Source organism: Rhizobium sp. WYCCWR10014, from assembly GCF_001657485.1.
GTDB lineage: Bacteria > Pseudomonadota > Alphaproteobacteria > Rhizobiales > Rhizobiaceae > Rhizobium.
This window is the reverse complement of the sequence record NZ_LXFU01000029.1, coordinates 350,776-369,379: the sequence shown is the minus strand read 5'-3', so window position 1 is coordinate 369,379 and position 18,604 is coordinate 350,776. Positions and strand designations below refer to the sequence as shown.

Genomic DNA, 18,604 nt, shown 5'->3' with positions numbered 1-18,604 from the left:
ATTTGGGACAGTTGCGATGACAAGCGGTGCAGCATAACGATCTGATATGGCAACATAACACTTCCTGATCGAAGACGTTGCTTTGCCGATTGAACCCCTGAGAAAGGCCGCACATACTCTTGGTCATAACAATGACAAAGAGGGTAACATGTTGGAATTCAATATAATGCGGGCTCACGCCGGTCGCCTTTCCATGTCCACCATCGCCGGCATCCTGTTGCTTTGCACCGGCCAAGCGAATGCCGAAACCCTTCGGCTCGCCCACGCGTCAAGTTCGAAGAGCCTCATTCAGGAGGCTGTCGTCATGTTCGCCGACAAGCTCGCCGGCGAAACCAAGGGCGGCCTTACCGTCCAGATTTTTCCAGATGGTCAGTTGGGCGATGAAGGACCGATCGCCGATGGTGTCGGCTCCGGCTCCATCGATATCGGCTTAGGCGGCGTTGCGGATGCGATCGATCCGAAGCTCAACGTCGTCACCTTGCCGTTCTTGTTTTCCGATGCAAACGCAGCGCACACCTTTCTCGACGGACCAGTCGGGAAGAAGGTCTTCGACACGGGCGCCGACAACGGCTTCAAGATGCTGGGCGCGCTTGATTCCGGTTTCCGTCAATTTGCAACCGTCAGCAAATCAATCGCTACACCGGAGGATATCAAGGGTCTGAAGCTGCGGACGCCGCCGAACCCGGTCATTCTTGCAACCATCGAACAACTGGGCGCCCTGCCGCAATCGATTCCTTTCGGGGAAGTCTATACCTCGCTGCAATCGCATGTGGTCGACGGCGTGGAGCCGGAAATACGCGATTTCGCGGATCAGAAATGGTACGAAAGCGCGAAGTTCCTATCGGTCTCCAACTATATCTGGACCCCGAACTACTGGTTTATGAACAAGGAGCGCTTCGACGCCCTGAGCCCGGAAAACCAGGCTGCGGTGACCAAGGCAGTCGAAGAGACGACGATCTGGTACCGCGGAAAACTCGACGAGGTCTATGCCCAGGTCATCGAGGACCTTAAGTCGAAGGGCGTTACGGTCACAACAGTGGACACGACACCGTTCCGTGCCATGGTGGATCCTGTTTACGCGAAATTCGGGGCGGAATGGGGGGACGATCTGGTGTCGTCCGTGCGCTCGGCAGCAACCGGAAAGTAGGTAATAGCTGCGGCGAGGATGCGATCGGCCCCTCCGACGTGTTCTTGCCGCATCCGTTGCCAATGCAGCCACTTCCTATTTCGATGGAAACCCCCATGAAACGCCTCGCTTCTTCAGCGGTCTTCGTGATGACGATCGCTGGTGTCCTGGTTGTCGTCGCCCTAATTCTCTCGACCGGCCTTGGCGCTGTGGGCCGCTATCTCGGTCTCTCCGGAATCACTTGGTCATTTGAAATGGTCGGTATCCTGTTTTTGTGGACGACCGCGATCGGTGCTGTTCTCTCAGAGGTCGCCGGGGAGAACGTCTCCATCGACGGAAACACGTCCACCAGCGGCCGCAATCGCTGGTTTCGCATCTATCACAATCTCGTCCTGCTCGCCGTCGCCGCCGCCTTTCTGTGGAGCGGCAAGGCCATGCTTGCGCGCACGGGATTTGTTCCCACACCCGTCATGCGCGCGCCGAGTTGGACCGTTCAGAGCATCATCGTCTTCATGGGCGCCACTCTCGCCGTCATCGCCATTGCTCGTATTGTTTCAGCAATCCGGGAGCGTGGCCGATGACACTTCTGGTTCTCTTCGGGGTCTTCGCCATCACGCTCTACACTGGTGTGCCGGTCGCATGGTCGATCGCGTTTTCCACCCTTGTCGTCATTTATTTCGGTCTGGTTCCGCTCCCACCCTCCTGGTTTGCGCAACAGGTCTATATGGGAGCCGATTCCATTTCATTGGCGTCCATCCCGCTGTTTCTCGTGGCCGGCGGCATCATGAACGAGGGTGGCCTGACGCGCCGGATCATCGATCTTGCCAACGACATGTTCGGATGGGTGAGGGGTGGACTGGGCGTCGTCAATGTCGCGACCTGCATGATCTATGGCGGTATCACCGGATCGGCCACGGCCGACACGGGTGCTGTCGGCGCCATCATGATTCCGGCGATGGCCGAACGCGGCTATCCAAGGGATTTCTCGGCAGCCGTCACCGCCGCAGCCGGGACCCTCGGCATCATCCTGCCGCCGAGCGTCGTGATGATCATGTATGGCGTGATAACGGATACGTCGATCGGCGGGCTGTTTGCAGCAGGCATTATTCCGGGCCTTATGTTGGCGGTCACATTCATGCTCACAGCTTGGTGGGTCGGGGTGAAGGAGAACTTTCCAAAGTCGGAGACCCGTCCGACCGTAACAAGCTTCAGCAAGCACCTTTTGCGGGCACTTCCTGCGTTGATGATGCCTATTGCGGTTCTCAGTTCCATGCTGAGTGGGCTTGCGACAACGACGGAGGCTGCTTTCGTGGCAGTGGTCTGGGCTCTTCTGGTCGGAGGCGTCCTCTACCGCGAAATTACCTTAGCCGGCCTTTGGAAGATCGGGGTGGAGACGGTGCGCATGTCCGGCGCGATCATGATCATCATGGCTGTTTCCGTTCCATTTTCCTGGATATTGACCGTCGAGCAGATTCCGCAATGGACCGCCGGGCTGCTTCATGCTTGGGGAGCCGGTCCGACCATCACGATCCTGCTCATCCTGGCGCTTTTGACCTTCGTCGGCACCTGGGCGGACCTTGGGCCTTCGCTGATTATCCTCGCACCGATCGTTCATCCGATTGGCGTCGAAGCAGGGCTTCAGCCATATCAACTTGGTCTGATCTTCACGATGGCGCTGGGTATTGGATTGTTCACGCCGCCGGTGGGGACCAACATCTTCGTCGTCTGCAACGTCGCCAAGGTCGGGGTGAACGCGGTTACGCGCAGGCTTATCCCGTTCTTCATTACCAGCAACATCTGCCTGCTGCTCGTCGCCTTCATTCCGGAGACGACGGAGTGGCTTCCGCGTTACTTCGGGTTCTAGCAACCGTCCGTGGCCGCAACGAATGGACAAATACGATGACGACACATCTGGTTGGAGGAATCTCCAGCGCCGGGCGGGCCTTGCCACCCATGGATGGCAAACCCTTTGTCGCCCGACGGTCCCAAGGTGCCTATATCTGGGACGACAGACAGCGCCAATATATCGATACGGCGCTCGGATTTGGGGCGACGGTGATCGGCCATGCGAATCCGCTGGTTGTCGAGGCCGTCACGGCCGCCCTGCGCAATGGGCCGATGCCGGCCTTTGCCCATGATGGAGAGGAGGAAGCTGCCAGCGTGCTGACCGCGGCGACACAGCATTTGTCACGGGCGATTTTTACCAATACCGGCAGCGAGGCTGTTCATCTCGCTTGCCGACTCGCTCGCGCTGCCACGGGCCGCTCCTATATCGCAAAAATGGCTGCCGGCTATGATGGCTGGTATGACGATGTCACGCTGGGCCAGGCGGGATCCGCCGATGCGGCAATGCTCACAAACGCAAGGCCCGTGCACGAGCGAACCACGCTGCTGCGGTTCAACGATTTCGATGACGTCGATCAACTGTTCGCGGAAAACAGTGACATCGCTGCCGTTATCCTGGAACCGATGCTGGCCAATGCGGGATGCATCCCGGCAGCGCCCGGCTATCTTGCGCATGTGGAAGCCACGGCGCGGCGCCATGGCGCGCTTGTCATTCTCGACGAAGTGCTGATGGGATTTCGCACGCGTTTCGGGCTGACGGGGCATAGCATGCAGGTGGAAGCAGATCTGGCCACCGTCGGCAAAGCCATCGGCAGTGGCGTCGCAGTGGCCGCTATCCTCGGTCGACCCGACCTCATGGCGCTTGCAGAAGAAGGTACGGTCAACCGCGCCGGAACTTACAGCGGCAATCCAGTGGCCACAGCCGCCGTCACCGCAACCTTTCAGGTTCTGAGAGACCTCGATTACGCTGCCTTGCTGGCGCGGGGCGAGCGGTTAAGGCATGGCATAAATTCAGCTTTTGCCAGTTGTGGAAGGGCGGTTACAACCTCTGGGGAGGGCTCTGTGTTTACAATCTGGTTTGCCGATAGCCCGCCCTCGAACTACGCAGAGACGCTGGACAGGGCAAATGCCGTCATGACCCTCAAACTTCACGAGGCGCTTCGCCGCCGCGGGCTGTTGATCATGCCGTTTGCCTTCGGACGCCTCTATCTTTCCAATGCCCACACCGATGGCGTTGTCGACGAGATGATCGGTATTTTTGAAGACGCTGCAAGGGCCATGGCGGCTTAGCCAATTTGCTGTTTTGGGATCCTGAAAACCATATGCCTTGCAACGGGCCGTTCGCCGTATCGCGACCCTGATCGCGGCGACTGTAGATAGTGTCAAAGCTGCTGAAAATGCGAGCGGACGAAGCTGGCGACCGTGCGAACAGCGGCTCGCGCGCCATGTGGAACGAGAAGGGCGATCTCAAGCGGTTTCAGCGACGGCAGGCCGTCGTCTTCCGCGGTCAGACGGCGGTGTCGCGAAGCGACAACGGAGGCCGGCAAAGCTGTAACCGCGGCACCAGCATCCAGCGCCGCCTGAATCGACGGTAGATGTGAGGATGTCCATGCCGCTCGCCATCCGATGCCGGCCTGGGTGAGAGCGTGGACGATATGGGGCCGTGCCCGACAATCCTTCTCCGGAAACAGGGCAAGAGGCAGGGGCCGCTGCCGCTCAATCTGCCCATCCGGAGGTCCGCACCAGACCAGCGGCTCGCGACGCAGCAACTCGCCGACGATGGAATCCGGTGCACGAGTGATGATAGCGAGATTGATAGTGCCATGTTCGACCATCGCCTCGAGGGAGCGGGAGAAATCGCACTGGATCTCGACTTGGATACGGGGATTGGCGCGCGAAAACTCTTCAATCAAAGGCTTGCCAAACAGCTCGATGTAGTCGTCCGGCATTCCAAGACGGACATAGCCGCGCATGGCACCTGGATCGAGCGCTGCCAGCGCCTCGTCCTCGATTGCAATGATACGGCGGGCATAGCCAATCAGGATCTCGCCTGTTTCAGTCAGGTGCACGCCGCGTCTTGTCCGGTCAAATAGCTTCCGCCCGATCTGTTCTTCAAAACGGGCGATGATGAGACTGACGGCCGCTTGCGACTTGCCGATCCTCGACCCTGCTGCAGTAAAGCCACCGGCGTCGGCCACTGCCACGAAGGTCGCGAGCGCATCTGTGTCGAAGTGCTGCATTTTGAACCTTGGAACTCGCTATGAGACGTGCGGCGATCTGATCGTTCCGACTAAGCGAGCTTCACCAAAAGACCGCCGGACTGCAGATATCATTCTCCCTTTCCTCAAGTGAGTAAAGCGCTTGGTCATGATGCGAACACGCCGATTTGGCCAGCCAAGTCTCAAGGGCATGGACACACGATGTCGCAGAAACCAGCCGCGTCCCAATGACCACGCCCCAGAATAGCCTGCTGCCACCACAGGCCGGTGTCGCCCGCCGCCGCCGCGCATCCAACCCGACTTGCCGTGACACACAAAAGCAACTGCAATACTAAAGGTCAGCGACTTGTAGATGCATTCGCGTAAATGCGATGAGGCTTTCGATGTGTTGGGCGACAGCTCGGCGAGTTTCTTCGACGTCGCCCCGGTCGATCGCCTCGATGATAACGAGATGTTCCGTGGAGTCCGGCTTCAGGCGATCTTTCAGGCGGTCGATTTCGAAGAGACGCGTGGTCGCCCGGAGCTCCCGCAGTACCTTTGCCATTACCGCGTTGCCGCAATGATCGATGATCATATTATGGAGATTGTCGTCCGAGAACCAGTGCGCGTCTGTGTGATACGCCGTCGCATCCAAAAGGTCGTGGATTTCCTGCCGGACGCTCATCAAAAGCCGCCTCGGAATGGCGTTGATCGACAATACCGCCGCTTCAGGTTCGATCAACAACCTCAGTTTCAAGCTTTGAAGATACTCGCCGACATCCACCTGTCGCACGACGTAGTTTCGGCCATCGCCCTTGCGAACCAGGCCTTCGCCCTCCAACCTCTGCAGCGCTTCGCGCAGCGGTGTCCTCGAAATCCCGAGTGTCTCGGCAAGCCTTGCCTCAACGATGACATGCCCGCCTTTCAGCCGGCGATGCCGGATCATGTCGGACACGGCCTTGTAGGTCAGCGATGCAAGATTATGCTGCCCTTTCTCCGCAATTCTCCGACCCGGGGCCGCTAAGGCGTCTGTCACCGTTTGCTATTTCCTTGTTCTTCATGGCGTTGGTCGCTCGACGCGGCACCGCGCTTTCCTTACGCGATCACTTGTTACATATGATAGCCGATTTGGAAAAGGACTGGAACGAGTGCAGATGGACGATGGTCTGAATGAAGTTGGCGACTCCAGCCTTGCTGACGAAACCTACCGTTCCCTGCTGGCCGATATTCTATCAGCCAGGCTCGCGGGGGGATCGGTCGTCCAGCAACGCCGCCTGGCGACTAAACATGCTGTTTCGCGTTCTCCCATGCGCCACGCGCTGGGACGTCTCGAAGGAGAGGGACTACTTGTCAGAAACGAAAAAAGCGTTCTCTCGGTCAGGGTCATCAGTCTCAAGGATTACCTTGACAGTCTCACCATGAGGATGCTGCTCGAACCAACTGCAGCCGCGCTCGCCAGTCCCCACGTTTCGCAACTTGAACTGGACCCTTTGACAAGGATGCTGGACGAGATCGAGGCCGACCCCGAACCTGACCCTGAGGTGGTCTGGGCGTTTGACGACGCGCTTCACAACTATATCGCAAACGAGAGCCGCAACCCCTTTATGGCAACCACGATCGGGGAGATGCGACGCTACACAACGATCTTCGAGCGACAGCTGCCTGTCGTGCGCGCGAAGCCGGGCGTGCGAGAACATCGAGCGATCCTGCTTGCCTTGGCCGCCAACGACGCCGAGGGGGCTCGCCGAGCCATGACCGATCATCTCGAAGTCGTCCGCCAGGGCGTCCTTGCGAACTACTGAATCGATGAATTGAGAATGCACTTGCATCCACGGTGAACTTTTGTATAAAAGTGGGATCCCACTTGAATGCAGGGTTGGGATCCAACGATAAAGAACCGAACTCCAGAGGCTCTCCATGCTCCGTTCACACTTCTCTCGCAGCGTTCTTGCCGCGTCCTTCCTGTCGATCACAGCGTCTTTTGCCTTCGCTCAATCCTGCGAACCCAAAGTGGCGGCAGGCGAGTTGATCAAGCCCGGCACGCTCGTCATGTCGACCAATCCAACGCTTCCTCCGCTCCAGTTCATCGACTCCACGGGCGATCTGAAGGGCATGCGCATCGACCTCGGCAAAGAGATCGCCAAGCGCCTTTGCCTTGAACCCGAATATGTCCGCATCGAATTCTCCGCGATGGTTCCGGGCCTGCAGGCTGGCCGTTGGGATATGATCAATACAGGCATTTTCTTCACCGAAGAACGCGCCAAGATCATGCAGATGATCCCCTATGAAGATCAGGCCATCAGCGTCTCCGTGGCACCGGATTCGAAGAAAAACGTCGCCGCAAAAGATGATCTGGCCGGCATGACGATCGGTGTCGAAATCGGTGGTTTCGAGGAAACAAAGACACGCCTTCTCGACAAGGAACTGCGTGACGCGGGCAAAGAAGGCTTGACCATCCAGACGTTCGATAATTTCGCCCTGGCCTACCAGGCTCTGCGGGCAGGCCAGGTGCAGGGTGTCGTGTCGATCGACGCCGTCGCCAAGGAGTACGATTCTCGCGGGGACTTCAAACGGGCAATCAGCGGCCTCTACCCCGCTCCGGTTTCTGTCGCATTCAAAAGCCCGGCTTTGGCTGATGCCGTGTCTGCGACGTTGAAGGACATGAAGGCGGATGGATCTCTGAAGGCGCTGTTTGACAAATACGGTCTGCCGATGGTCGCGGGTGACTATTCGGTCAAAGGCCCCGGCCGCTGAACTGATTTCAAAGATCGTTTAGAGATGAGGCGGGCGCGGCCACGTCGCGCCAGCCCTCTTGCAGAAGGTCGTCTTCATGTCGCTTTGGAACTGGTCTGGCTTCTTCGGTTACCTGTTCAACCCCTTTATACTTGGCGGGGTGTTCACGACCGTCTGGCTCACCGTCGTCTCGTTGGTTGCGGGGCTAATTCTTGGTTTTGCCCTTGCATTGATGCGGCGATCGTCGCGGCGGGTGCCAACCTACATTGCCAAGGCGTATATCTGGCTTTTTCGCGGCACACCGCTTCTTGTACAGTTGATTGCGATCTACACGGCGCTTCCGCTGTTCGGCATCAAATTCACCGTCATAGAGGCGGCGTTGCTCGGATTGGCTCTCAACGAGGCGGCTTATCTCGCGGAGATCATTCGTGCCGGAATCGAAGCCGTGCCGGAAGGCCAGACCAGGGCAGCGCGCGCGCTCGGCATGACAGAGCGTCAGATCATGCGCTACATCGTCATGCCGCAAGCCTTCAAAGTTATCGTTCCGCCTCTCGGCAATTCGGTGAACGGTCTCTTGAAAACGACCTCCGTCACCTCCGTCATCTCGGTCGAAGAACTTCTTCGCCGGACCCAGGTTCTCATCCAGGAGCGGTTCATGGTGCTCGAACTGTTCGCGGTCGCGGCGATTTATTACCTCCTCCTCACAACACTCTGGGACTTCTTCCAGAGCCATATCGAAAAGCGTCTCGGTCAAGCCGGATCTCGGCTTTCCGTTAACGAGAAGCGCTAGAACCAGGATTTTCAAATGCAGAAGACGTTCCGCGGTGTCTACACCGTGATGATTACTCCCTTGGATCCCAGCGGCGCGGTCGATCTGAAGGGGCTGGCTGCCTTTACCGACTGGCAGGTCAAAGAAGGTATCCATGGCCTGATCCCCCTTGGATCGACGGGCGAGTTTCTATCGCTCAGCGAGGAAGAGCGCGATGGTGTGGCGCGGACCGTCATCGAAACTGTGGCGGGACGGGTGCCTGTTCTGATCGGCACGGGAGCGGAAGATACGCGGGAGTCCATTCGCCTGAGCGTCAAGGCCGAGGCAATGGGGGCTGACGGCGTCATGATTATTCCGCCGTTCTATTCCACCCCAACGGACGACGAACTCGTTCACCACTACAAGAGCATTGCGTCTGCCGTGGCCATCCCGATTATGGTCTACAACAATCCCGCCACCGCAAACGTCGATCTGACGCCAGAGTTGGTCAAGCGCATCGCCGAAATCGACGGCTGCGACTATATCAAGGAGTCCACCCTCGAAGTGACGCGCGTGCGCGATATCATCCGGCTGGCTGGCGACGATATGACTGTGTTCGGGGGTATTCTCGGGTTCGAGTCTTTCGTTATGGGTGCGCAGGGCTGGGTGGCAGTGGCTTCAAATGTTGCGCCAGGACCGATGGCGCGGATCTTCGAACTTGTCGCAAATGAGAAAAAGTTCGATGAGGCAAGAGAGCTTTACCTCAAATGGCTGCCTGTCATTCAGGCGGTCGGGGGCCAGGCCTATGTCGCGGGAACGAAGTCACTGCTGACCCACATGGGATTTGGCGCAGGCCTGCCGCGTCCGCCGCGCCTGCCCTTGCCGCCCGCGCAGGATGCCGCCATGAAGAGGCTGGTGGCCGATTTCGATCTGACGTTCAGCGTCTGAGGAATTCCATGATGCCCGTCGCTTCCATAAACCAGAGTTTGAGGCCCGACGATGCGCGGGTCAGGCTCTCGGTCGACGGTCTGCAGATATTTGCCGAAAAGGGCATGTCGGTTGCCGCCGCCATCGAGGCGACGGGGCGGCATGAATTTTCCCGAGGCATCAAAGGCGAGGGCCGTGGCCTCTTCTGCGGAATGGGTGTCTGTCACGACTGTCTCGTGACGATCGACGGAAAAGTCAGCCAGCGGGCCTGCATGACCACTGTCGACAATGACATGCAGGTTCTGCGTCCTGCTGCGCGGCCAGATCTTGGCACTGGTCAGATTGCCGATCTCTGCGGTGTGCCGCATTCCTTGACGACAAGGACGATGGACGTTCTCATTGTCGGAGCCGGGCCTGCAGGGCTTGCCGCCGCGGAGGTCCTTGCTGCGGCCGGCGCCAAGGTGACTGTCATTGATGAACGGCCGTCTGCCGGCGGGCAGTATTTCAAACAGCCCTCGACACGGAACGCCGCTGAGCAATTGAGTGGTGACGAGCAGGCTTTATCCGGCGCAGCGCTTATAGGGCAAGTGCGCGATCACGGCGTGACATTTCTAAGTGCTGCGGTGGTGTGGGGTGCTGCACGTGACGACGACGGTTCGCTTATAATCGCCTGCTATGGGTCCGGCCATGCGTTTTACTGCAAGCCGAAAATGCTCATCATCGCGACGGGAGCCTACGAACGCCCAACCTCGGTGAGCGGTTGGACACTTCCTGGTGCGATGACAACAGGGGCCGCCCAGACGTTGCTGAGGAGCTACGGCACCGTTCCCGGCCGAAGGATCATTGTCGCCGGAAACGGTCCTTTGAATATGCAGGTCGCAAACGAACTTCGAAAGGCAGGAGCCTCCATAGTCGCTTTGCTGGAAGCAGCACCGCCACCCTGGTCTCGGCCGGCGGCGGCCCTCGGCCTTCTGACAACGGATCCCGCCCTCGCCCGCCACGGATTGCGCCAGATATCGACGCTGAGGTCCGCGGGCGTCAGGATAGGCTGGAATAGCGTACTCACCTCGATCAACGGCTCGCAGCGTGTGGAGAGCGTCACCTTCGCCGGACCAGGCGGCGAGACCAATCTCGATGCCGACACGGTCCTCATCGGCGGCAATTTCACATCCTCCAATGAGCTGTCGCGGCTACTTGGATGCGGCCATGAGGTCGTCGACGGAGATCTGCGGGCAGTGCGAGACCTCGACGGTCAGACTACGCTTGCGAACGTGCATATTGCCGGTGAAGCGGCGCGTTTCGGCGGCGCACATGTTGCGATTGCAGAAGGACGGATCGCCGCCGCCGCGATTGCTCGAAAATTGGGCCTCCTTGTCCAAACCGACGAAAGCCCAATGAAACGGCTCGCCCGCCACAGACGGTTTCAAGAAGCCCTTTGGCAGGTCTTTGCGCCGAAGGACGATGCAAAGACAAAGACGGCAATTCTGCCAGATGATGCATTGATCTGCCGTTGCGAAGGCGTGACTTACGGTGTCCTGAGGGCGCTCAGCGCAGATAGTGCGCAGGACGTTTCGACATTAAAGCGCCTGTCGCGTGCAGGCATGGGGCGGTGTCAGAGCCGCTACTGCGGCAAAGCGATCGCTGACGTCGCGAAAGAACGGCACCTCGCTGGCGAAACGAGCGGTTTTCTGGCTCCGCAAATGCCACTTCGACCTATTCCGCTGGCAGCGCTTGCGGTCGAAAAGCCGGAATGGGGCGGCCACAAGCGCGCACTTTTGCCGGAAAAACCCGCATTGGCGAATCCTCAAGCTTTGCCGGTGGTGGAAACGTCCACGCTGGTGATCGGCGCAGGCATTGCAGGCCTTTCGACGGCGCTCTTCCTTGCCCGGGAAGGCGAGGACGTTACGGTGGTGGAGCGCGCTTTTGCGAACTCGCTGGCATCAGGAGGGAATGCAGGAAGCCTTCATGCCCAGCTGCTTTCCTTCGATCATGGCGCCCGTGCCGAAGGTGGCGGCGGCGCGGCCGCACAAACACTTCCCCTCCAGCGCGATTCAATCGCTCTGTGGGCGGCGCTGCAAAGCGAACTCGAAGAGGATTTCGAGATGAAGGTCACAGGCGGCCTCATGGTGGCGGAAACCGATGATCACATGCGTTTTCTGGCGGAAAAGGTCGGGGTGGAGTGCGCGGCCGGGATTGATAGCCGCTTGATCGGGCAAGAGGAACTGCGCTCTCTGGAGCCTGCTCTGTCTTCTCACTTCGTCGGCGCTGCCTACTGCTCCCAGGAGGGCAAGATCAATCCTCTCGTCGCGACGCAGTATATATTGGAGGCAGCACGGCGAGACGGCGCTCAAGTCTTCGAAAATTGCGAGGTCACCGGAATAAGGACTTCGGACGACGGGTTCGAGGTCAAGACATCGAGGGGCATATTGCGGGCAAAACGGATCGTCAATGCAGCCGGAGCCTTCGCTTCAAGGATCGGCGCGATGCTCGGTGTCCATGTGCCGGTATTTGGAGCTCCGCTGCAGATGGTGGTTACCGAGGCCGCAGCACCTTTGATCTCGTGTCTCGTCGCCCATGCCGACCGCCATCTGACCCTGAAGCAGGCGGCAAACGGGAACTTCATCATCGGCGGCGGCTGGACCGCAGGCCTCGATCCCGTCCATCAACATCCACGCCCGCTACTGTCGAGCCTTGAGGGGAACCTTTGGGTTGCCCAGCACGTCGTTCCCGCTCTGCGCAAACTTCACGTCATCCGAAGCTGGGCGGCGATGAACATCAATATCGACGGCGCGCCGATCCTCGGCGAACATCCGTCAATGCCCGGGTTCTTCAACGCCGTCACTTCAAACGGCTACACGCTCGGCCCGATCGTCGGCCAGTTAACATCCCGGCTCGTTCTCGGTCGCGAGACCGATAGAGCCTTGCAACCCTTTTCCATCTCGCGTTTCCAGAAAGGCCGGGCATGATTGAGATCACTGGCGTTACCAAATATTACGGTCAGTTCGCTGTCCTTAAGAACTGCTCGGTGAACGTCGAGCGCGGTGAGGTCGTGGTTGTCTGCGGTCCCTCGGGGTCGGGCAAATCGACATTGATCAAATGCGTCAACGGGCTCGAGCAGTTTCAGGAAGGTTCGATCCGAGTGCATGGTATCGAAGTCGGCGACCCGAAGACCGACCTGCCGAACCTTCGCACACGGGTAGGCATGGTCTTCCAGAATTTCGAATTGTTTCCGCATCTGACGATCATCGGCAATATCATGCTGGCGCAGAAGATTGTCATTGGCCGCAGCGAAACGGCAGCCCACGCGAAGGCCATGGCGCTCCTTGACCGCGTCGGGCTGACGGACCACGCGAAAAAATATCCAAGCCAACTCTCCGGCGGGCAGCAGCAGCGCGTGGCCATCGCGCGGGCGCTCGCGATGGATCCGCTCGCCATGCTCTTCGACGAGCCGACATCCGCGCTTGATCCAGAGATGATTTCCGAAGTGCTCGACGTCATGACCGGACTGGCAAAGGACGGCATGACGATGATGGTCGTCACCCATGAGATGGGATTTGCCCGCCGGGTGGCGACACGCGTGATTTTCATCGATCAGGGCGAGATCGTCGAGGATCGTCCGAGCGAGGAGTTTTTCGCGGGAAAACATAATCCGCGAACCGAAGCTTTCCTTGGCAAAATCCTGCAACACTGAAGGTCAGGCTTGTGAGCAACTACGATCTCATTATTCAGAACGGCACGGTGGCGACTGCTGCGGATGTTTTCCAGGCGGATATCGGCATTAAAGACGGCAAGATTGTCCAGATCGGACAAAGTCTGTCGGGCGCTGCGCGCACGATCGACGCCTCGGGGAAATATGTCCTTCCAGGCGGCATCGACAGCCATGTCCATATCTCCCAGCCTTCGGGCGACGGGATCGAGATGGCGGACGACTTCGAGAGCGGAACGCTATCGGCGGTGTTCGGCGGCAATACGACCATCATGCCGTTCTGCCTTCAGGAAAAGGGCAAGTCGCTGCGAGAGGCGCTAACGGCCTATCATGCGCTCGCGGAGGGCCAGTGTTATACCGACGTCAGTTTTCATCTGATCATATCCGACCCGAGCAACGCCGTGCTGGGCCAGGAGTTGCCAGCGCTTGTGGCCGACGGCTATCCATCGCTGAAGGTCTTCATGACCTATGAGAGCCTGCGCCTCGATGACGCGCAGATACTGAAGACGCTCGATGTCGCGCGACGGACAGGCGCCACCGTCATGGTCCATTGCGAAAACGAGGACGCAATCAGGTTCCTGATCGAAAAACACGAGCTGGCCGGCGACGTTGCCCCACGCGCTCATGCCTCTACCCGTCCGGTCGCTGTCGAACGTGAAGCCACGCACCGCGCCCTAACGCTCGCCGAAATCGTCGACGTTCCTGTTGTCATTGTGCATGTCTCGAACGGCGAGGCGATGGAAGAGATCGCTCGCGCAAGGACGAGAGGCGTCAAGGTCGTCGGGGAAACCTGCCCGCAATATCTGACGCTCACCGCCAAGGACCTCGACGGCATGGATTGGGAGGGCGCGAAACTTGTCTGCTCTCCGCCGCCGCGGGATGAAGATGCCCAGAAAGAATGCTGGCGCGGCATCGAGACCGCGGCATTCGAACTCTTTTCATCTGATCATTGTCCATTCCGCTACGACGACCAGCGCGGGAAGCTTAATCCCAAAGGCCGCACGAATTTCAGGCACATTCCCAATGGCATTCCAGGCATCGAAACCCGCCTTCCCATCCTATTTTCGCAAGGGTTCATGGCCGGACGCATCGATCTGCCGCGCTTTGTCGCCCTGACATCAACAAACCATGCAAAGACCTATGGCCTCTATCCACAAAAGGGAACGATTGCCGTAGGGGCAGATGCGGACATCGCGATCTGGGATCCAGCCATCCAGCGGACCATCCGTCATGCGGACCTGCATGATGGCGCAGACTATTCGCCCTACGAGGGGATCGAGATCACCGGCTGGCCGATAACGACAATTGTCGCCGGAAAAGCTGTCGTCGAAAACGGCGTCCTGGTGGGTGCCAAGGGCCACGGGCAATATCGGAAAGCCGCGGCGAGACAAATCAACAAGCAGTCAAATCTAACAAGAGCGACATCATGAAACTGAAAATTACAGCAGGGCCATTCATCTTCGACGCTGTCCTGGAAACTGCCAGAGCGCCCAAAACCTGTGAAGCATTCATCAAGCAGATGCCGTTCGATGGGAAAATCGTGCACGTTCGCTGGTCTGGTGAGGGCGTTTGGATCCCGCTTGGCGACCATGATTTCGGCGTCGGTTATGAGAACCATACAAGCCATCCGGCCCCCGGTCATATCATCCTTTACCCGGGCGGCATCAGTGAAACGGAAATCCTGCTTGCCTACGGAGGCGTCGATTTTTCATCGAAAATGGGCCAACTGGCTGGCAATCATTTCATCACAATCACATCCAATCTCGACCAACTCGCCGAAATAGGGCGCCTGACGCTGTGGGAAGGCGCGCAGTCTATTCGATTCGAGGCCGTATCCTAAAGCATGTCGCGCAAAACTGTGCAGCGGTTTTGCGATAACGACATGCGTAAAAACAAAGACCTAAAGCGCGACGAGCGAATCTGAAAGATCGCGACGCGCTTTAGGCGCAATAGCGCAAGGCGACAGGGTTGACGCCAGCGTGCCAGCACCGCCTAACGCATCGGTTGGCACGTTTCCTGCATTCTAGTCTTCGAGATTTTCTTCGAGATTTCCAATGGTGGACGAGGCCCGAAATGTCTTTTGATTTTGACTTCGAACTTGCGAAAAGAGCGGCGCAAGAACTGCCTCCGTCGCAGAAGCAGCCAAAAACGCGCAAGATGTCTCTTCTGCAGAGGCTCATGGCTTCGCCGCCAATTCCTCCTCGCCCGTCTCTCAGCATTCTGCGCCCATATAGAGGTGGTGATGCGCAATGACGCTGTGATACCCCTGTCGAGCAGGTAAGGCCGCGCTTTGCCAACGGTTCTATTCCCGTCGAGGCGGCGTCATTTCTACGGATGCGGTGCGTGCTTTGATCGCCGGCTGACGTCTTCTGGTCCGGGCGATCGCGAATAATCGGAACGCGCCTGTTGCCCCGTTCCAATGGGCCGTCAGCCTCTGCTCCCAACGACTTCAATAGCGCGCATCTTCAAGGCCACAGAAAGGGTCTACCGGGTTGGTGCCGAGGAAGGGCTTGCGACCGAGCATACAATCAACGACGGCTTCCTGGACGCTGTCCATGGTGGAGTACGCATTGATATAGGCCGGTACGCGCGGCGCATCGTAAAGGTGATAGGGATGCCCAAATGAGATCATTACGGAGGGAATATTCGTCCACGGTCGGTACATGGCCTTGAAAAGGCCCCCACCACCCATCCTATGCCAGTCGACGAATATTCGGCCTCGCACGAGCAGCGACTCGTCGCCTAGCGCGTAGACGACGAGGTCGAAGTCGTCGGGGGTCGGCACGATGTCCGGTCGGTCGATCGTGACTTCGAAACCCTCCTTCCGCAACAGCGCGGGTAGCAAGAATTCCAGTGGCTGCGGCATGAGCGGATGAATGATGCCGCCGTCGACCAGCAGCACGCGCTTTGTCTTTACCGGATCGAGCGGAAAGATGCCATTGACGTCCTTCACAAGCGTAGGCGAGCGGCCGATGTATTCCCTTGATGCAGCGACACTGTCTGGATGCGCAAGCAGGTGGCGCACGTCCGCCGCATCGGGGAGGACATCTGACGGTTGAAAAAGTTTGAGATGCGCCTTGAGCGCCAGCACGCGAAGAACCGCTTCTTCAAGTCGCTCCGGAGTAATTCGCCCATCTTCGACGGCAGCCTTGACCGCCGCCATATCCTCTTCAGGTTCATCGCTGAAGAGGATCATGTCGCAGCCATTTGCGATGATATCAGGCAGCGTATCGAGGTGGTGGCCCCAGGCAGACAGCCCTCCCATGGGTGTCGCGTCAGAGACGATGATACCATTGAAGCCGAGTTCATCTCGGAGAAGATCAACGTTCAGCAACCGGGAAACCGAGGCCGGTCGGAAAGCTTCAAGCCCGACATCTGGCATCTTCGATCGAATATAGGCCGGAAGGGAAATGTGCCCACTCATGATTGCCAACACGCCTTCGGTGATCAGCGTTCCATAGAGCCGACCGAAGGTCTCCTTCCACTCGTCCATGGAAAGCGGATTGGTCGTCGTCACGAGGTGCTGATCGCGGTCGTCATATCCCTCGCCCGGCCAGTGTTTTGCGGTGGCGGCAACGCCATTTCGCTGGAGACCGTGAACATGGGCAACCGCGTGCCGCTCAATCTTGTTGACATCGGAGCCGTATGACCGTGTACCGACAATCGGTGATCGGAACGCGGCGTTTATGTCGATGACTGGCGTGAAGGACCAACGCACCCCCATCGCGCGGCCCTCCCGCGCCAAGATTTCCGAGCTTTTCTCTGTCGCCTGAACGTCGTCGACGGCGGCGAGGCCAAGTTGGCCCAGCACCGGAGTGCCGAAAGCGAAGGAATGACGGCTGCCTTCGAGGTCTGCGCTGATGATGGGCGGGACTTTGCTCTTGGCCACGAGGTCAGAAATGACCCGCCGCTCGAACTCGAGGTCAGCCGTGAAGAAGCGGGTTACGCCGCCCGGCCTTAGTGAAGCAATGCGTTTGAAATCCTCCTCATCCGTCCCGATCATGATCAAGGTGAAGAGTTGGCCGATCTTGTCATCAAGATCGAGCGAGGAATAGGTGTCTTGGAGCCAGGACATCGCAGCGTCGTCGAGGTTGAACGGCGCTTTGCGAAGCTCGTCGTAGATCGTCATACGTTCCCCCGTTGATCAACGCTCTGCGGATAGCCCGTGTGAATATGCACGCTATCCCGCCATAAGCCAGCGCGGTGATGTCAGGTTAAGTTCGTCGGGAACATTTTGGATAGCTCGTGCCGAGCGAAGCGCCACACCGTCGTCTTCTTGATTTCGCTGTCCTCCAGCGCCCGCGTTACCGGCACCTCATAAACCGCGCAGAATTCCAGTCGCTCTCTTGGCAGGTAACTGCGTCCGGGATCTCCGACCAGCACCCACTTGCCGTCGGCTGCCAGCTTCGCGAACCAGGGAACGAGCGCATCGGCGAAAGCGCGGTCGTAGAAGACGTCGCCGGCAAGCACGATATCCGCATCGACGGCCTGCCCGATCAGATCGGCGCCGGTAAATCCGAGTGAAACGCGATTGGCCTCGGCATTCAGCCGGACTGCCGTCTCCGCCCAGGGATCGATATCGCTAGCCATGACCTCGCGGGCGCCGGCCATCACAGCCGCAATGCCGACAAGGCCGGAACCGCTGGCGAAATCCAGCACCCGCTTGCCGCGCACCGTCTCGGGATGATCGAGAATGTAGCGCGCCAGTCCCTGGCCACCCGCCCAGGCAAAAGCCCAGAAGGGCGGCGGCAGGCCGATCGCCTCCAGCTGCTCCTCCGTCTTCAGCCAGAGCTCATGCGCCTCGCTTGCCAGATAGAGCGAAATCTCCGGCACATGCGGCGGCATCATCAGGCTGGTATTGGCGCGGATGAAGGCTTCTGGATCGGTCTTCAACGCGGCGGATTGTCCAATCCGCCCATGCGGCAGACTTCGAGATATTCTTCCTCGGTCACCGGCTGCACCGAAAGCCGCATCGAGGTGACGAGCGCCATCTTGGCGAGCTTCTCGCTCGCCTTGACATCCTTCAGTGTCACCGGCTTCGGCACGTCCATGACGGCGCGGATATCGACGCAATCCCACTTTGGATCGCCCTTGGCGGAAGAATCGGGATGCGACAGGGCGCAGACTTCGACGATGCCGACGATCTCCAGCCCGTCATTGGAATGATAGAAGAACCCTTTGTCGCCGATCTGCATCGCCCGCATATTGTTGCGCGCCAGATAGTTGCGGACGCCGGTCCATTCCGTGCCCTTTTCGCCGGCAGCCTTCTGCTGCTCCCAGGACCAGGAAGCGGGTTCGGATTTATAGAGCCAGTGCGCCAT

17 protein-coding genes are annotated in these 18,604 nt (G+C 58.8%); 12 read left to right on the top strand and 5 right to left on the bottom strand.

The annotated features are described in order from the left end of the window. The first annotated feature begins 148 nt into the window (after nucleotides 1–148). The 4 genes from A6U98_RS10415 (at nucleotide 149) to A6U98_RS10400 (ending at nucleotide 4,261) form a co-directional block, all read left to right on the top strand. A complete protein-coding gene (locus A6U98_RS10415; RefSeq protein ID WP_064649703.1) occupies nucleotides 149–1,147 on the top strand; it encodes a TRAP transporter substrate-binding protein in 999 nt (332 codons plus the stop codon). Nucleotides 1,148–1,242: 95 nt separating this feature from the next. After that, the gene (locus tag A6U98_RS10410; RefSeq protein ID WP_064649702.1) at nucleotides 1,243–1,707 is read left to right on the top strand and encodes a TRAP transporter small permease; all 465 of its coding nucleotides are present in this window, start codon (nucleotides 1,243–1,245) and stop codon (nucleotides 1,705–1,707) included. Continuing rightward, entirely contained in the window at nucleotides 1,704–2,990 is a 1,287-nt protein-coding gene (locus tag A6U98_RS10405; protein ID WP_064649701.1) for a TRAP transporter large permease, read from the top strand. Before A6U98_RS10410 ends, A6U98_RS10405 begins: the two co-directional genes overlap by 4 nt. Continuing rightward, entirely contained in the window at nucleotides 2,963–4,261 is a 1,299-nt protein-coding gene (locus A6U98_RS10400) for an aminotransferase class III-fold pyridoxal phosphate-dependent enzyme (protein WP_082933867.1), read from the top strand. The genes A6U98_RS10405 and A6U98_RS10400 overlap by 28 nt, the downstream gene beginning before the upstream one ends. A 92-nt stretch (nucleotides 4,262–4,353) precedes the next feature. Here the strand turns inward: A6U98_RS10400 and A6U98_RS10395 are convergent, their stop codons facing one another. Continuing rightward, nucleotides 4,354–5,211: a LysR substrate-binding domain-containing protein gene (locus A6U98_RS10395; RefSeq protein WP_064649699.1), complete on the bottom strand. Its 858-nt coding sequence runs from the start codon at nucleotides 5,209–5,211 to the stop codon at nucleotides 4,354–4,356. A 310-nt stretch (nucleotides 5,212–5,521) separates the two neighbouring features. Continuing rightward, nucleotides 5,522–6,205 carry a GntR family transcriptional regulator gene (locus tag A6U98_RS10390; protein WP_064649698.1) on the bottom strand — a complete coding sequence of 228 codons (684 nt, stop codon included), beginning with the start codon at nucleotides 6,203–6,205 and terminating at the stop codon, nucleotides 5,522–5,524. A 112-nt stretch (nucleotides 6,206–6,317) separates the two neighbouring features. On the opposite strand from A6U98_RS10390, the gene A6U98_RS10385 reads away from it, so the two are divergent. The 8 genes from A6U98_RS10385 (at nucleotide 6,318) to A6U98_RS10350 (ending at nucleotide 15,123) form a co-directional block, all read left to right on the top strand. Continuing rightward, a complete protein-coding gene (locus A6U98_RS10385) occupies nucleotides 6,318–6,971 on the top strand; it encodes a GntR family transcriptional regulator (RefSeq protein WP_197496369.1) in 654 nt (217 codons plus the stop codon). Between the two features lie 115 nt (nucleotides 6,972–7,086). Further along, the gene (locus A6U98_RS10380; RefSeq protein WP_018243921.1) at nucleotides 7,087–7,923 is read left to right on the top strand and encodes an ABC transporter substrate-binding protein; all 837 of its coding nucleotides are present in this window, start codon (nucleotides 7,087–7,089) and stop codon (nucleotides 7,921–7,923) included. A 76-nt stretch (nucleotides 7,924–7,999) separates the two neighbouring features. Beyond that, nucleotides 8,000–8,692 carry an amino acid ABC transporter permease gene (locus tag A6U98_RS10375; RefSeq protein ID WP_064649780.1) on the top strand — a complete coding sequence of 231 codons (693 nt, stop codon included), beginning with the start codon at nucleotides 8,000–8,002 and terminating at the stop codon, nucleotides 8,690–8,692. Between the two features lie 15 nt (nucleotides 8,693–8,707). After that, entirely contained in the window at nucleotides 8,708–9,598 is an 891-nt protein-coding gene (gene dapA / locus A6U98_RS10370) for a 4-hydroxy-tetrahydrodipicolinate synthase (RefSeq protein WP_029870935.1), read from the top strand. After that, the gene (locus tag A6U98_RS10365) at nucleotides 9,595–12,543 is read left to right on the top strand and encodes an FAD-dependent oxidoreductase (protein ID WP_156667830.1); all 2,949 of its coding nucleotides are present in this window, start codon (nucleotides 9,595–9,597) and stop codon (nucleotides 12,541–12,543) included. The genes dapA and A6U98_RS10365 overlap by 4 nt, the downstream gene beginning before the upstream one ends. Continuing rightward, entirely contained in the window at nucleotides 12,540–13,268 is a 729-nt protein-coding gene (locus A6U98_RS10360; RefSeq protein ID WP_003543594.1) for an amino acid ABC transporter ATP-binding protein, read from the top strand. Before A6U98_RS10365 ends, A6U98_RS10360 begins: the two co-directional genes overlap by 4 nt. 11 nt (nucleotides 13,269–13,279) lie before the next feature. Continuing rightward, nucleotides 13,280–14,713, top strand: a complete 1,434-nt coding sequence (hydA, locus tag A6U98_RS10355) for a dihydropyrimidinase (protein WP_064649696.1) — start codon at nucleotides 13,280–13,282, stop codon at nucleotides 14,711–14,713. Then, a complete protein-coding gene (locus A6U98_RS10350) occupies nucleotides 14,710–15,123 on the top strand; it encodes a DUF3830 family protein (RefSeq protein WP_018072093.1) in 414 nt (137 codons plus the stop codon). The genes hydA and A6U98_RS10350 overlap by 4 nt, the downstream gene beginning before the upstream one ends. A gap of 609 nt (nucleotides 15,124–15,732) precedes the next feature. Here A6U98_RS10350 and A6U98_RS10345 read toward each other — a convergent pair. The 3 genes from A6U98_RS10345 to A6U98_RS10335 all read right to left on the bottom strand — a co-directional run bounded on the left by A6U98_RS10345 (nucleotide 15,733) and on the right by A6U98_RS10335 (nucleotide 18,604). After that, the gene (locus A6U98_RS10345; protein WP_064649695.1) at nucleotides 15,733–17,412 is read right to left on the bottom strand and encodes a glycoside hydrolase family 3 N-terminal domain-containing protein; all 1,680 of its coding nucleotides are present in this window, start codon (nucleotides 17,410–17,412) and stop codon (nucleotides 15,733–15,735) included. An 80-nt stretch (nucleotides 17,413–17,492) separates the two neighbouring features. After that, nucleotides 17,493–18,176, bottom strand: coding sequence for a methyltransferase (locus tag A6U98_RS10340; protein ID WP_064649694.1), 684 nt, complete (start codon nucleotides 18,174–18,176; stop codon nucleotides 17,493–17,495). Next, complete coding sequence (locus A6U98_RS10335; protein WP_003543603.1) at nucleotides 18,173–18,604, bottom strand: EVE domain-containing protein; 432 nt, start codon at nucleotides 18,602–18,604, stop codon at nucleotides 18,173–18,175. The genes A6U98_RS10340 and A6U98_RS10335 overlap by 4 nt, the downstream gene beginning before the upstream one ends.